This is a genomic window from Candidatus Hydrogenedentota bacterium (assembly GCA_035416745.1).
Taxonomy (GTDB): domain Bacteria; phylum Hydrogenedentota; class Hydrogenedentia; order Hydrogenedentales; family SLHB01; genus UBA2224.
Map to the genome: position 1 here is coordinate 1 of DAOLNV010000107.1, position 15,738 is coordinate 15,738.

The window sequence follows — 15,738 nt, forward strand, 5'->3', positions numbered from 1 at the left end:
CTCTGCGGAGCTCCGGACCGTTTCCTTGTTGCCGGGCTCGCGGCCAATTTGAGCGCCCGGAGCGATTGCGCTAGATTCTCGGCTATGGCGGAAAGAAGGCAGGCAGCAACGGGGAGGCGTAAGCGGACCATGATTACGACATTGTTGGCGTGCATGATATTGGGCGCCGCCGAGGCGCAGAACTTATTGCCCAATCCGTCGTTCGAACAACTCGACGACGGCAAACCCGCCGGGTGGCATACGCGCGTATGGGGCGGGGAGGCGGCGTTCGAAGTGGCTGAAACCGGGCACTCGGGCAGCCGTTCGGCGATGATGCGGTCGGAAAAGGGCGCCGATACGACGTGGAGCGTCGAGCTCCCCGTGAAACCCTTCTCGGTCTACCGGTTGTCCGGGTGGATCAAGACCGAGAACGTGACACCCGCCACGGGCGAAGGAGCTTTGTTCAACCTCCACGGCATGCCTTACAAGACCCAAGCCCTCACGGGCACCCATGACTGGACGAAGGTCGAACTGACCTTCGAGACCGACGAGCAGGACTCCGTCTTGTTCAACTGCCTCCTGGGCGGATGGGGACTGGCTACGGGCACGGCGTGGTACGACGATGTGTCGATCGAACTCGTCAAACAAGGAGAACTCGACGTGAGCGCAACCATCGACGCCGCCAAGACCGGCGAGCCGCTGTCCACGTACGTTTACGGGCAGTTCATCGAACATCTCGGCCGCTGCATCTACGGGGGCATCTGGGCCGAACTGCTTGAGGACCGGAAATTCTTCTACGGCGTGAACGCCGAGGAATCGCCCTGGAAAGCGCAGAACCAAGGCGATGGCAGAGTCGAGATGACCACGGAGAACGCCTACGCGGGCGAGCAGAATGTGCGGCTGATTCCCGGCAGCGGGACCGCCGGCATCGTGCAGATGGGCATTCCGCTTGTCAAAGGGCGGGCATATGAGGGCCGGCTCGTGATGGCGGCGACGGAAGACATTAATGGTGTGCGGCTGGCCGTGGCCTGGGGTACCGAGCGTGAGCAAGCCGTCCACGTTGTATTCAGCGACCTCTCGCCCGGGTTCAAGGCCTACGACTTTTCGTTCACGGCGGAAGGCGACGCCAATCCCGGCATCTTCCATGTGGGTGCGCAGGGGTCCGGACGGGTCGATATCGGCACGGTCTCGCTGATGCCGGCCGACAACGTTCGCGGCATGCGCGCGGATACCCTCGAGTTGCTCAAACAGCTCAATGCACCGGTATACCGGTGGCCGGGCGGCAATTTCGTGAGCGGATACGATTGGAACGACGGGATCGGCCCGCGCGACAAGCGGCCGCCCCGCAAGAATCCGGCCTGGAAAGGCATCGAGCACAATGATTTCGGCCTGGACGAGTTCATGGTGTTCTGCGAGACCGTCGGCGCCAAGCCGTTGGTTGTCGTAAACAGCGGCGCGGGAAACCTGGAGCTTGCTCTCGCCGAGTTGGAGTACGCCAACGGCGCGGCGGATACGCCCATGGGCAAACGGCGCGCGGAGAACGGGCATCCCCAACCCTACGGCGTCACGTGGTGGGGCGTCGGCAACGAGATGTACGGCGACTGGCAGATCGGCCACATGCCGCTTGAGGAATACGTGAAGAAGCACAACAGCTTTGTCGAGGCCATGCGCGCGCAGGATCCGTCGATCAAGCTGATCGCCGTGGGCGCGACAGGCAAGTGGAGCGAGACCATGCTGACCGAGTGCGCGGACCACATGGACCTGCTCAGCGAGCATTTCTATTGCGGCGAGAAACAAGGCGTCGCGGCCCACGTCAACCAGATCGTGCAATCCATCCGCGACAAGGCCGAGCGGCACCGCTGGTACCACGCGAACCTCCCATCCCTGGCGGGCAAGCACATCCCGATCGCCATGGACGAGTGGAACTACTGGTATGGCGAGGAGCTGTACGGCGAGATAGGCGTACGGTACCATCTTAAAGACGCGCTGGGCATTGCCGCGGGCATCCACGAATACGCGCGCAACAGCGACGTTATCTTCATGGCCAATTACGCGCAGACCGTCAACGTGATCGGCTGTATCAAGACCACCGGCGCCGCCGCGGCATGGGACACCACGGGCTTGCCGTTGCTGCTCTACCGGCGCGAGTTCGGCACGATACCGGTAGCAGTGAAATGCGGGCGGCCTATTGACGTGATGGCTGCCTGGACCGCCGACCGCAAGGCCCTCACCATCGGCGTGGTCAATCCCCTCGCGGAGGCGCGCGAGGTGCCGTTCACCTTGAACAATGCAAGCATCACGGGCAACGGCACGGTGTGGACCATCGCCGGAACCGATCCCATGCTCTACAACGTGCCCGGCGAGGCGCCAAAGGTCGAGATTGTCGAATCGCCGGCGACCGGCATTAGCGACACGCTCGACGTGCCCGGTTACAGCATCAGCCTGTTCCGGTTGCCGGTAAAGTAAGCCGGGCGCCAGAAACACTTAACGGCCCCGCGCCGCGAGGCCGTAACCAGACAGACGGCCCTAAGCAGGCCCGTTCGCACGGGGCGGTCTCTCTGAAAAGATCGCGGAAACCGGGAGATCGGAGTACGATACCAGCCGGGAACCGCGGAGGGGGCCTCCGTGTATGCGTCTGCAGAAGGAGTCCATATCATGAGACAGACCTGCCTTATTGTTCTCTTCCTTCTGGCACTCACGGCGTTCGCCGCTGAAGGGCCGGACTACCTGTTGCTCGTCACGGAAACGCCGCTGTCCGGCGGTCTGCTTGCGCGTGACTTCGAACTTGCGCAGTTTGTTCACATCGACCCGGCTCAATTCGCGCCGAAGGCGTTTCTCGAACAGGGAGAAGACCTGTCCCCGCTGGTCCTCCAGTTCGACGTCCGCGAAGATGGGCCGGACCGGCTGCTACTTGAGGCGCCGGGCGATATCCAGGCCGGCGCGCGCATCCGGTTCTACGCCTCCGGCGGCCCCGAGAGTGCGCCGCCCGCGCCCGCAGCCGCCGTCTCCGCGAAGGTCGAGAATGGCGTCATCACGATCAATAACGGCATCGTCGAAGCCGTTCATAACCCCGCTGCCATCGGCGGGCTGCCCTCCAAAATCACCTTCCTCGAGACAGGCCAGGTTTTTGAAGGCTATTTCTTCAACGACCGCGTCTACAGCAAGGAAACCGGCGCGTTCTCCATTCGCTTTGACACCCAGCCCGAGGTACGCCTGCTCTCGGCGGGACCTATCGAGGCGGTCGTCGAGGTCCGCGCACGATACATGCAGGACGCGGCCCCCGCCCCCGGCAACGCGCGCGCCGTGTATCAGTTCCGCTACCGTGCCGGGTCGCCCGCCATCGAAATCGTGGCGAATTGTACCCAGGACGCCTCGAGGACCTGGCCCGAACTGCACCTCGCTGAATGGCATTTCCCGTCGCGTCCGCTCAAACAGTGGGCTACCGGCGCGCCCCTCCAACAGGGAGAGTTTCAGGAGGACGGCCAGTCGTTGCGAGCCGCTTCGTGGGCGTGCCTGTCTGACGGAACCCATGTATTCGGCCTGTATGGCGGGACCATCCAGCTGTATTCCGGCACGCCCACCTATGGCAGCTACGTCCATGGGCCGTGGGTGACGTGGGACGGCATCGAAAAGACCCTGCGCACGACCGCATGGCTCGATGCGGGCGCAAATGCCGTGCAGGAACTTTCCGCGGCGGCCGCCACGCCTCCGGCACAGGTCCGGACGCGCGTCAGTACGCCCGAACTCGAAGCGCTGCGGCAGAAGATCGCCGAAGGTCTCGCCGCGGCCGAGCCCGGCGACCGCCGTGCCCAACTCCTGGCGTGGCGCTTCTCGCGCTACGCCAAGCCCGCCTTCTGGGAAGCCTCGCTCGAAACGACGCGCGACCTGCTCCAGATGCTTTCGGTGGTGATGGACCGCCCCGTCGCGATGCCGGTGGCCGGTCCCCAGGACCAGGCGCTGCACCTTTTCGATCAAACGCTTGGGGTGATCTCCTTCGACCCGGAAACGCGGCGCCCGTTGCGAAGCGTATACAGCCTCGAGGGCCGGCGCGAGTTCCTGTCGGACCTCGAGAGCCCCTTATGGACGCTGACCGTCGAGAATGCCGAAGGCCAGGAATCCGCGTGGAGCAATCTCGACGCGCATTTTACGTGTGAGGCGCTCCTTCCGTCCGCCCCGGAGAAGGTCCGCAAACAAACAATGCTGGTGTGGACGGGCCGTGACCAGGCGGCAGGGTTCACCGTGACCGTCACCATGGCCCTCGAATCGCCGGGACTCGCCATGACGCTCAAGGTCGCAAACGACACAACCAGCGTTGCCGTGAACCGTATCGAATTCCCGATACTGTCTCTGGGCCCGATCGGCGGCTCGCCGGACGATGACCAGTTTCTCGCGCCGACGGTCTCGGGAACGGTATGGCCCGCGCCCTTGGTCAACGGCATCTCGGTCGACGCCCGGTACCCGAGCGGATGGGGCAGCATGCAGTTCGGAGCGCATTACGACGCCGACGCCGGGCTGTACGTGGCCGTTCACGATCCCGTTGCCGCAACCAAGCGGTACCGCGTGGCGCGCGACGACGCCCAGCAGGCCCTCGACGTGCGCATCGAGTGGACCGCCCCGGATGCCTCCGTACCCGGAAACGATTTCGAGACGCCGGGGCCAGCCGTGCTTGCGGTGTTTGACGGAGACTGGTTCGACGCAGCCCAGCTCTACCGCGCCTGGGTCGAACGGGAAGCCCAATGGTGGCCTTCGCGGGAACACTGGGACCGGCCGGACTCGCCACAGTGGCTCCAAGATATCTGCGTCTGGGGACGTCCCAACGGGGCGGCGGCCACCGCTGTTCCCGAGACTCTCGCGTTTGCCCAGTATATGGGTGTCCCGACGGCGGTACACTGGTATTCCTGGCACGAAATCCCCTTCGACAACAACTACCCGCACTATTTCCCCGCAAAGGAAGGATTCGCCGAGGGCGTCGCCAGATTGCACGAGGCCGGCGTTCGCGTCATGCCCTATATCAACGGGCGGTTGTGGGACTCGGACACCGAGGATTTTCAGTCGGTGGCGCTGCCCGCCGCGACCAAGAAACGTGACGGCTCGCCCTATGTCGAGCATTACGGAAGCGAGCCGGAAGACCTCGTGCCCATGTGCCCGACGCAGGAGGTTTGGCAGAACAAGGTGCAGGAGGTCGTGTTGCGCCTGGTCGGACCCGAGTTCGACGTCGATGGCGTGTATATCGACCAGGTGGCCGCGGCGGCCCCCGCCGAATGCTACGACCGAAGCCACGGCCATCCTCTGGCTGGGGGCGACTGGTGGACCACCCGGGGATACTGGCCCATGCTCACCAAACTCAACGCGGCCATTGATCAGCAGTTCCCCGATAAGATGCTCACCACCGAATGCAACGCGGAACCGTTCACGCACGTCTTCGACGGGTATTTGACCTGGCATTTCCAGTACGAACACGCCGTGCCGGCGTTCGCGGCGGTGTATGGCGGGAAGATCGTGATGTTTGGGCGGTCTGACCCGGGCGAAGAAATCCAGGCGCATGTGGCGCGCACCGGCCAGGCCCTGGTCTGGGGCGAACAACTCGGGTGGTACGCCACCAACTATGTCGAGCGCATGCCCCGCGCCGCGGAATACCTGCGCCGCTGCGCCCGTGTCCGAAGCCATCTGTTGCCGCAACTCGCGCGCGGGCGCATGCTGCGTCCGCCCGCGGCCACGGGCGATATTCCCAAGGTCACCGCGAACTGGGCGTGGGGAGGCGGCGACTGGCCCGTCACGACACCCGCGCTCCAAACCGGCGCATGGACCGCGCAAGACGGGTCCGTTGCGTTCATCTTCGCCAATACGGTCGAACAGCCGCTCACGTTCTCGTGGGTGCTGAACGGGAATGACTACGCCCTGAAAGGCGATGCAATTCCCTGCACGCGCGTGACGGAAGACGGCATCTCGCCTGCGGAGCCCCTAGCCGCCGGGTCCTCAAACACCGTGACGCTCGAGCCTCTAGCCGTCACGGCGTTTCTCTTGGCCCCCTCGCCTTGAAGAAGGGTCAACGCACGCGCTCGGCTGTGTGATACAGCAGCCTCAGTAATCGAGTCCGAAAAGCGGACCGAAAACAATCAGAATAATGTAGAGCGGCCATAACAGGGCCCGCACGATGCTGTTGTCAAATAGCTGGAGAAAATTCATAAGGCGTCCTCCCTTACCTTGTTCAATCGAGCATACCAGAAGTGGTGGGTGCTCAGCTACCATGAGGGTTCATGATGCCCTGTCCCCTGCTCTTCGCGGGAAAATGACTGAAAACGGCTCGCAACTCGTTTGCCAACCAAGCTCTGACGGTCCGACGCATGAAATGCATGTTCAACAGGCTCCACTGTGGACGGCTTCTGTAAGTGTTTCCGTCGCTTGCCCTTAAACCACGTGAGCCCGGCTCAACCCCGCTGCCGTACGGCGCAAACCCATCCTGGATACTGGACTTACGGGCGGGAACATGATAAACTACGCCCACGCCGTACGTGGTCTTTTGCCAGGGACGCGGAAGGAGAGAAAGGGTGGCATTGTCGCTTAAACTTGCGGTCGAGGCCGGTCCCCATGACCGTTCCTTCTGCCCTGTAACCATAAGTTTACCAATGAGTTATGCAGGATTCGGGGGCGTGCTCCTGCAAGATATGGAATCCAAGAAAACGATTCCTTGTCAAGTGGCGCGTAGCGGCAAAGAAACCACGCTAACTTGGCTCGTGACGGGTCTGAAAGCAGGCAAAATCCAGAAACTCGCTGTAAAACCGCTTCCCCGGACGCAGATGCAGGCCAAGAACAAAGTTATTCTGGAAGACGAGCCCCGCGAGGGAAAAGTGACTGTGTCGGTCCTGGGCAGTCTTTTTACGGCTTACAACTACGGCCTCAATTGGGTCCGGCCGTTTCTGTATCCGGTGCTCGGGCCCGGCGGGGCCCAGGTCACCCGGAATTGGCCCATCTCGGACCATGTGAAAAACGAGAAAAGGGATCATCCTCATCACAAATCCATCTGGGTCGCTTATGGCGAGTGTGGCGCCAGCAAGGTGGACAATTGGGCTGAGCAGCCCGGTCACGGATGGCAACGGCACGTGGCGTTTCTCAAGAAAGCGTCTGGCCCGGTATTTGGCCAGATTGTTGCGAAGAACGATTGGTGCACTCACAAAGAAAGGAAACAATTCGAGGAAATCCGCGATATGCGGTTCTATGCTCTCCCTGGGGGCGTTCGTCTATTCGATATCCGTGTCACGTTCCGCATGACCGAAGGCCCGATTACCTTCTATGACACGAAGGAAGGGGGGCTTGTTTCCGTGCGCGTTGCCAGTTCCATGGATGTTCCATGCACGGGCAAGATCGAAAACGGGTACGGCGGCATCAACGAAATGGAAACGTGGGGGAAAAGCGCTCCCTGGTGCGATTACAGCGGCATCGCTGATGGCAAACACGTGGGCATCGCCATCATGGATCACGAGACCAACCCTCGTTATCCAACCGGCTGGCACGTAAGAGATTACGGCCTTATGACAGCGAACTGCTTTGCGTGGAAGCATTATCGCCCTGAAGCAAAACTAAGGGGAGACATGAGGTTCCCAAAAGGGAGCCGGACAACTTGGACATACCGGCTCTATATTCATCCGGGAGATGCAGCCCAAGGCAAGGTGAAGGACCGGTTCCTGGACTTCATTGCGCCGCCGCGCGTCAGCGTTGCATAGGCCGTTCCAGGCACGAAGCGCGCCCAAACAGGTGTTGCCCGGGTGGGAGCGTGTTTCGAACGTGGGGACGGAGAGTTCTTCGGTACCGGCTGCACGCGGCCAGTCCGCCGTGGGTCTCTGAACGCAACGGCACCCAGGAGGCAAACATGGCAAAAGGGAAGGCACGGCCCAAGTCGACAGGCAAGAGCCGCACGAAACATACGGCCAAGAGCGCCAAGAGAAAGACGGCCAAGCCGAGCAAGGCCCCCGCAAAAAAACGGGCCCAACAGAAAGGTAAGAAGGGCCAAGGCAGGAGTGTCGTCAGAAAGACAGCGGCTGCGAAGAAGGCCGTGAAGAAGCCCTCGCCAAAGCCCAAGAAAGTCATGAAGCCAAAACCCGCGCCAAAGGCGAAGACCCAAGTCAAGACCAAACCGAACACGGCGCCGGCCCCGGCCGTCAAGACGAAGAAACCAGTCGAGCAGGAGACCGCAATAGACGTGGCAACCAAGAACAGCACCGCTCCCCGAGCCAGAAGAACGGCTCTTGACCGTGAATTTCTAATGGACTTGGCCAGTTCGATTCGGAACGCGGTCTTACCCGCGATTGATGCCGCGAAGGGGCGCGAAGTTATCGGCAATGCCGCCAGCGGCGATGCGACCTTCCAACTCGACCGGCTCGCGGAAAAAGCGCTGCTGGTGTTTCTCCGGGACGCTAAACTTCCCGTAGCGTACTATTCGGAAGACTCGGGCTACACAACGTTCACCAGCGGTCAACCCGAGCATCTCCTCGTTGTAGACCCGATTGACGGGACCCGCGCGGCGAAGTCCGGCTTCGAGTGGTGCGTCGTATCCATCGGCAGCACACGGGTCATCGAGCGGCCGTATATCGGCGACATCGACACCGCGCTGGTAATGGAACTGATGGGTCCCCGGACCTTTTACGCCGAGCGCGGCAAGGGTGCGCGCCTGTATATCGACGGTCAGTATCGCAAACCCCGGCTTTCCAGGAACGCCGAATTGGAGACGGTGGTATGGTCGATGACGGTTCCTGCGCGGCCGGCCGAGCTTATCTTCCCCACGGCGGCCAAACTCATCGATTTGACCAGCCTCAAGGGGGGCTTCTACGCGTGCAACAGCACCTCTTACAGCCTTACGCGCTTGCTTACGGACCAGCTCGACGCGTGCATCGACATTGCCAACCGGTACTACCGGGATATCCCGGAAGTGGTTCAGGATCAGTTCATTAACGCCGGACGCGGCGCGGTTCTCGGCATTGCCCCCTACGACATCGCCGCGTCACTGCTTATCGCCGAAGAGGCTGGCTGCATCGTGACCGACGCTTACGGCAAGACCCTGAGAGACGTCCTGCTCCTCGACAGCGCCACCGGCAACCACCGCTCGATGGTGGCGGCAGCCAATGCCGAGCTCCACGAGAAGCTCCTGAGCTTCTTCGACACACGCATTCGTCAATACGAACAGTTGCTCGAGCGCAGGGCGGAACTATCGTCTTCGTAAGCCCGGTCCGGTTGCCTTTTTGCGCGGCATCCCGGGACCAGCGCGGGTTTCTGGAAATGCAGAAGGCCCCCGGGCTGTTTCCTCTGGTTGGTTTCGGCACCGCGATGTTCCAAGGAGGGCAGCATGCCTGATCGAGCCAGCATACGATTCGTACAGACCACCGCGGACCGCCACTTGTCGCGGTTCAAGATCGAGCCTGGGCAGATGGCCACTCTGGTCATCTTCGGCGCGACTGGCGACCTGGCAGGCCGAAAACTGATCCCCGCCATCTACAACCTGTGGGAAGCGGGCTATTTGCCCAAACGTATCGCCGTCGTGGGCGCCGCAAGAAGGCCCCTCGACGAAAACCGGTTCCGTCAGGACATGTGCGAAGCCCTGAAAGAGTTTTCGCGCACCGGACACGGCGACAGCGACACGTGCGACCCCTTTGTCTCGAACATCTACTACCAGCAAGTCCGGTTCGACAACGCGGCCGATTATGTCCTTCTGAAGAAGCGGCTCGACACCATCGAAACGGACCTCGGCGGCTCCGGAAACCGCCTATATTACATGGCATCCGCGCCGGAGTTTTTCGCTCCCATCACACGCAATCTGGGCAATGCCGGCTGCGTCTATCCTCCCGGCGGCACGCCCTGGTCGCGCATCGTCGTCGAGAAACCCTTCGGGTTCGATCTCGAGTCAGCCAAGAAACTGAATGCCGATATCAGCAGCGTGCTGGATGAGAGCCAGATCTTCCGCATCGACCACTACCTCGGCAAAGAGACGGTGCAGAACATTCTGGCGGTCCGGTTCGGAAACGCCATTTTCGAGGCCCTGTTCAGCCAGAAATACGTCGACAATGTTCAGATCACCGTCGCGGAAACGGTTGGCATGGAAGGCCGCCGCGGCGCTTTCTACGACAAGGTCGGCGCTTTGCGCGATGTGGTTCAGAATCACGCGCTCCAACTTCTGTGCCTGGTGGCCATGGAGCCTCCGATCCGGTTCAATGACCGGGGTATACGCGACGAGAAACTCAAGGTGCTCAACAGCATCCAGGTGCCTCTCGATGAACCGTTGGAGGACTGGTGCGTGCGCGGTCAATACCGCGAAGGTCCCGACGGTCCCGGCTACCTCTCCGAGGAGGGGGTAAGCGGCGCGTCGCAAACCGAAACCTATGTCGCGTTACGGTTGTTCATTGACAACTGGCGCTGGGCCGGCGCGCCGTTTGTTATCCGAACCGGCAAACGGATGAAGAAACGCGTTACCGAGATCGCGGTGGAGTTCAAAGACCCTCCGATGCATCTCTTTCGCGAACTTGGCGCGCGGCTGCCCGAAACAAACGTCCTGGTATTCCGCATCCAGCCGGACGAGGGCATCTCGCTCACGTTCAACGCCAAACCGCCGGGCATGCATTTCGCGGTGCAGCCCGTGGCAATGAACTTCACCTACGGCGCTACGTTTGAAGAGGACCTGCCGGAGGCTTACGAACGGCTCTTGCTCGATGCCATCCGCGGCGACAGCACCCTGTTCATGCGTTCCGATGAGATCGAGAGCGCATGGACCATCGTCACGAACATTCACGAGACGTGGAAAGACGCGCCGCCGGTTAAGCTCTACGCCCCCGGCTCCTGGGGTCCGGAAGAAGCCGGCCGCGTCTTCACGAACTGCCGCGGCGCCTGGCGAAACCCATGATGTCTCGGGAAGGACGTGGCACGAGCGAGTTTCGCGTCTGTGCGGACCCGTTACGGGCGCTTGCCCGTGCCTTCGCCGAACTGGTGGCGTCTCTCGAAAGGCCCTGCGTCGCATTGTCGGGCGGCTCGACTCCGAAAAGCCTGTATATCCTCTGGGCCACGGAATACCGGACGTCCCTCCCGTGGGCCTCGATGCACCTGTTCCAGGCCGACGAGCGCTGTGTGCCGCCCGGCGATCCCGCGTCCAACTGGAGACTTCTCAACGAGACCCTGCTCAAGGCCGTTCCCGAAACCCACGCGTACCGTATCGAGGCCGAACGCCCCGGTGCCGCCGAAGCCTATGAGACCATTCTGCGGCAACATGTCCCCGCCGGCGAGGACGGGGTTCCCCGCCTCGACCTGGCATTGCTGGGGATGGGCGCAGACGGCCATACCGCATCGCTTTTCCCCGGCACGCCGGCCCTTGACCAGCGGGAACGCCTGGTAGTGCGGAACGACGCACCTCAACTCCAGCCCGCGAGAATCACGCTCACGTTTCCAGTGCTGGAGGCTGCGCGCCACCGGTGGTTTCTTGTAACGGGACGCGATAAAGCGGACGCCGTGGCTGCGGCCAAGGCGCGCGCCAATCCCGCCGGCCGCCTCGACGCCCTCTGGTTTCTCGACGGCGAAGCCGCCAGCCGCCTGTGAACTCAAGGTCTTGGTGGGCGAAACCGCGTGGTCTGTCCCAGTCAGGAATCCGCCGCGGCATCGGCCGGGCCCGGGACAGACCCGTCTCGCGCCTGCCGCGCTGGTTGTGTCCCTTATGATTCGGGGAGGGTTTCGATGGCTTGGGCGATGGCGTTGCGCCAGTGCTCAAATGTCGCGGGGCTGTGCGCATAGGTGTCCATTGATTGCGCAAGCTCCTCCGGCAGCGTGAGCAGCGGCTCGAACGCCGCGACATCTTCCCCGCGCGCTTTGGCCGCCGTCACGCGCTCGTTGAGGATCGCGAGGTATTCGTAGTCCTCGACGCCGTCCCGGATCATTTCGAGACGCAGGCTGGGGACGACGCCCGCGCCCTCGAGCTGGTAGACGAGTTGTCCGTCGCCGCGCCCATCGCCTCCGGGGTTTTCCTTGATTGCTTCGCCGAGCCCGTTGTTGGCGCCGGTAGCCCAATACAGGTTGCCGGTGACGCCGTATTTCCACATGAGCAGGAACGACATGCGGGCGCAGGCGGCTGCCTGGGGGATGGAATAGGTGGGAAGCGGAGCGGAATCGCCACAGTTGTACCACCACATCTCTTTGCCAAGCGAACGGAGTTCCTCGAGCCGCGCGCCGATGTTTTCGCGAGCATACCACTGCACCGGCGGGCAATAGATATCCACCACTTCGTGCCACGATTCGAGCGGCTCGAAGGACACGCACATGATCTTGAGACCGGGCACGGCCTCACGCACTACGCGGCCGATCGCTACAAGCTGTTCGCTGTACTCGATAGCCGGTTCATCCCATAAGTAGAAAAAGGCCCTGTCGAACCATCCCTTTTCCTTCAAATGCTCGCAGAACAGGCGCAGCCATTCGAGCATCCGAGCCTTTGCTTCGGGACCGTCCAAGGGATTGAGAGAGACGTCGGCATCCTCGTTCTTTGCCTCGTCGTGAAACGTCCGGTGCAGGCGCCCGGGAATCAGTCCGCTGCCGTCCCCGGCCGATAGGGGCAGCCCGAATACCGTGAGTCCCATTGAAAACGCTTGTGCCATCGCCTGGTCGTATTCGGCGAAATCCATGGCCATGGAGTCGTCCGCACGAAGCAGATAGCGCGGTTCCGCGAAGGACCCGGCACAGGGCCCGCCGCCGGTCGGCGTGCGGTGCGACAGAAGGACCGCGTTGATGCCTCCGCCCCCGCATCCGATGATGTGTTTCGTGTGCGCCCGAACAGGCAAAGTGAAATCGTAGACGCGCACCGACAGCGGCATTTCGAGAGCATGGGCGTTTTGCGGCGCGATGGTCACGATGGTCTTGTATTGCCCGGCAGGCGCGTCTTCCGGCGCGTGAATTCGTATCCACAGGGACTGTTGCGCGCCGGCCGGCACGTCAAGCGCGTTCATGGGCACGATGGGATCGGGCCAGGGTTCGTTGTTCACCTGCACGAACCGCACGTTCTCGACCTGCACATGCCCGGACTCGATAACGTGACCGGACTCCGCGTGCGTAAGCGGGGTCATGGTTACGGTTGCGTTTTCGAGGGCGCTGTCGCCCGCCATCACGACAAGCTGGACACCCTCGTATTCGTGTCGAGCAAGAGCCACCGCACCGTCGAAAACCAGTTGGGATGCGCGAAGGGGGGAGTTGGGCCGGAGCTTCGCCATGGACGGCGCCCAGCTCGCGATGTATTCCGGAGCACGCCCCTCATTTGACGGCGCGAAATGGCGCGCCGCGCTCAAGCGGAGCACGGCGGCGTCCAGAATGTCCAGGTCATGTCCCAACTTCTGTACAGCTTGCGGGAGCGCGTCGACCGTCATGCTGTCGAGACCGCGAATTGCCGCGAACACTTCCTGCAAGCGCGCCCGGGCGCCGGTTGCGGCGGCCGCGTGCTCTTCTGGAAGCGCTGTCCGGGCCTGTTCGAGTAATGCGGACAGCGATTCGGCGCGCGCTTCGAGTTCCTGGGTTCGCTGCAGTGCCGCCCGGCCGGTACGCACACCCACCGCGTCGATAAACCACACGGAATCGGTGGGCACGCCGCCCCCCGCATAGCCCCGAATACGCACGTACCGGGTGGGACGATCGATGCTGAAAACGTACTCTTTCAGTTCCGGCGACAACTCGACGCGGCTGAGCAGCCGGAAATTCCCGTCCGCGTCCGCAGTTTCGATGGACGTGGTCTTGCCTGCTCCTGGCCCTTCCTGGCGGTAGACGAAGACGAGTTCGCCCCACGGGACTTCGTGTTGCAGGTCGAGCGTCAGTTCGGCCCAGTCGTTCCACCCGTTATGGAGAATGATGCGCGCGGTTTTTCCGTCGGGCGCGCCCAGGGCGTTTTCGACGTCCAGGCACTCAGGGAACGGCAGATCCGTGCGGGCTTTGTCGACGTTGGTGGCGCTGACCTCGCGCGCCCACACCGCCAGCTCGTCATTTTCTCCCGCCCATGCGGCCGAGGCCGCGGCAAAAAGCAGCGTGGTGAGCAAGATGCAGCACCTCCGTATTGAACCGTTCTTTCCCCCGCAGGGTACACCGCCGTTATAGCAAAGTTGACGGCTCCCTTCTTGGACCGCGGCGCTCGCGCCCGCCGCGCCCTTTGCATCCGTTCGGGCTATTCTACTGCGCGCTCGTTTTTGCGGCTAGGCCTCGACGATACCCAGGGGCTGCCAAGTCTGCCAACGGCCGCGGGTGAAGTCGGGGAAATCTACCGTTTGCGCGCGGTTGGCGACCGACTGTTCGCTCAACGGGCCGACCACGCTCCACGCGGCGGCATCGTACACGTCCATGTCGAGCGGCAAGCCTTCGCGCAGGCATTTGATCAACCGGTAGTCTTCCATGAAATCCATGCCGCCATGTCCCGCGCCACCGGCTTCGGGACCGAGCTTTTTCCAGAGCGGGTGGTCGAATTCGGCCCGGTACGTCTCCAAGTCTTCCCAGGTATGGGCGGGGCTGCGCCCCTCGATGTAGATGCGGTCCGGATAGCCTTGAGTGATGGCCCGGGTGCCCTGGAGCATGTTGATGCGGCTGTAAGGGCGGGGCGAATCACAGTTGTGCTGAACCATGATCGTGCGCCCGATGGCCGTTTTGATGAGGCTGGTATTGTAGTCGCCGTTGCTGAACTTTTCGTCGCGCCGCGGGTCGCCCTCGGGGAAATGTTCGTCGGCGTAGAGTTCCATCCCGAGCGCCTGGGAACTCATCGACACCATGTAATCGAACTTGTCGCCTCGGTTGATGTTCATGCACTGGGCGATCGGGCCGAGGCCGTGCGTGGGATAAAGGTTTCCGTTGCGCTCCATCGTGGGCCGGCGCCGCCACAAGCCTTCCCCCGCGTTCGAAAACTTGAGCTCGCGCAGGTCGTGCAGATAGCCGCCTTCGCCGTGGACCAGGTCGCCAAAGACCCCCTGCCGCACCATCAGCAGAATCTGCATCTCCGGACGGTTGTAGCAGCAGTTCTCCATCATCACGCAGTGCTTCTTGTATTTCTCGGCGCCCTCGACCAGTTTCCAGCAGTCTTCGACCGTATACGCCGCGGGCACTTCGGTCGCCGCGTGCTTGCCGTTTTCCATGGCGGACACGCACACCGGCACATGCCACTGCCAAGGGGTAGCGGTATACACCAGATCGAGGTCTTCCTCGGCGCACATGCGCTGGAAATCCCTCTCGCCATTGGTATACGCCTTGGGCGTGGGAAATCCTTTCTCCTCGACGAGTTTCTGCGCGTTGACCGCTCTTTCTTCGACGATGTCGCACACCGCAACGATCTGGCAGCCTTCGATGTTGAGGAGGTTGCGGACGTGGTTGGTTCCCATGCCGCCTACGCCAACGTATCCGATGCGGACATTCTCGATGGGGGGCGCCGCGAGCGGCGCCTCGGGGGCATCCCCAAGATTCTCGGGGACTGCGGCAAAGGCGGTTCGCCCGAGCGCGGCCATACCTGCGCCGATGCCTGCGGCGGCGCCCAGTTGAACGAAATCGCGGCGGTTCATCCCGCCCGGTGACGTGTGATGTTGCGGTGCTGGTTTCATGTCCGGTTCCTTTCCTGTATTTGATAGCGCGGCGCACGATTCTAGGCGAATCCGGCAGGCAATTGCCACTTCATGCAAGGGGAGACCGGCATGGACCCGTCCGACGGCTATGTTTCGGGCCTTCAGCCCTCGTCCTTGTTTTGAATCCCATCACCTGGCCCTTCAGGCCAGGCTGGTATGT

General features: G+C 62.3%; 8 protein-coding genes. 6 read left to right on the forward strand and 2 right to left on the reverse strand.

What is annotated here, in order from left to right; translation table 11 throughout:
- The first annotated feature begins 129 nt into the window (after window positions 1–129).
- From PLJ71_20465 to pgl, 6 genes are all read left to right on the forward strand, one after another.
- Window positions 130–2,445, forward strand: a complete 2,316-nt coding sequence (locus tag PLJ71_20465) for an alpha-L-arabinofuranosidase C-terminal domain-containing protein (GenBank protein ID HQM51067.1) — start codon at window positions 130–132, stop codon at window positions 2,443–2,445.
- A gap of 189 nt (window positions 2,446–2,634) precedes the next feature.
- Window positions 2,635–6,018: a DUF6259 domain-containing protein gene (locus PLJ71_20470; protein ID HQM51068.1), complete on the forward strand. Its 3,384-nt coding sequence runs from the start codon at window positions 2,635–2,637 to the stop codon at window positions 6,016–6,018.
- A gap of 587 nt (window positions 6,019–6,605) precedes the next feature.
- Complete coding sequence (locus PLJ71_20475) at window positions 6,606–7,700, forward strand: PmoA family protein (GenBank protein ID HQM51069.1); 1,095 nt, start codon at window positions 6,606–6,608, stop codon at window positions 7,698–7,700.
- A 146-nt stretch (window positions 7,701–7,846) separates the two neighbouring features.
- Window positions 7,847–9,193, forward strand: a complete 1,347-nt coding sequence (locus tag PLJ71_20480; protein ID HQM51070.1) for an inositol monophosphatase family protein — start codon at window positions 7,847–7,849, stop codon at window positions 9,191–9,193.
- Window positions 9,194–9,316: 123 nt separating this feature from the next.
- Complete coding sequence (gene zwf / locus PLJ71_20485) at window positions 9,317–10,864, forward strand: glucose-6-phosphate dehydrogenase (protein ID HQM51071.1); 1,548 nt, start codon at window positions 9,317–9,319, stop codon at window positions 10,862–10,864.
- Entirely contained in the window at window positions 10,861–11,550 is a 690-nt protein-coding gene (gene pgl, locus PLJ71_20490) for a 6-phosphogluconolactonase (GenBank protein ID HQM51072.1), read from the forward strand. Before zwf ends, pgl begins: the two co-directional genes overlap by 4 nt.
- 113 nt (window positions 11,551–11,663) lie before the next feature.
- On the opposite strand, the gene PLJ71_20495 is transcribed toward pgl, so the two are convergent.
- Together PLJ71_20495 and PLJ71_20500 are read right to left on the reverse strand one after the other, a co-directional pair.
- Entirely contained in the window at window positions 11,664–14,018 is a 2,355-nt protein-coding gene (locus PLJ71_20495) for a DUF6067 family protein (GenBank protein ID HQM51073.1), read from the reverse strand.
- Between the two features lie 153 nt (window positions 14,019–14,171).
- Window positions 14,172–15,557, reverse strand: coding sequence for a Gfo/Idh/MocA family oxidoreductase (locus PLJ71_20500; GenBank protein ID HQM51074.1), 1,386 nt, complete (start codon window positions 15,555–15,557; stop codon window positions 14,172–14,174).
- Between the last annotated feature and the right edge of the window lie 181 nt (window positions 15,558–15,738).

Excerpts from the sequence above, each read along its gene's own strand:
- PLJ71_20465 (HQM51067.1), top strand. The coding sequence starts at position 130 with ATGATTACGACATTGTTGGCGTGCATGATATTGGGCGCCGCCGAGGCG.
- PLJ71_20470 (HQM51068.1), top strand. The coding sequence starts at position 2,635 with ATGAGACAGACCTGCCTTATTGTTCTCTTCCTTCTGGCACTCACGGCG.
- PLJ71_20475 (HQM51069.1), top strand. The coding sequence starts at position 6,606 with ATGAGTTATGCAGGATTCGGGGGCGTGCTCCTGCAAGATATGGAATCC.
- PLJ71_20480 (HQM51070.1), top strand. The coding sequence starts at position 7,847 with ATGGCAAAAGGGAAGGCACGGCCCAAGTCGACAGGCAAGAGCCGCACG.
- zwf (HQM51071.1), top strand. The coding sequence starts at position 9,317 with ATGCCTGATCGAGCCAGCATACGATTCGTACAGACCACCGCGGACCGC.
- pgl (HQM51072.1), top strand. The coding sequence starts at position 10,861 with ATGATGTCTCGGGAAGGACGTGGCACGAGCGAGTTTCGCGTCTGTGCG.
- PLJ71_20500 (HQM51074.1), bottom strand. The coding sequence starts at position 15,557 with ATGAAACCAGCACCGCAACATCACACGTCACCGGGCGGGATGAACCGC.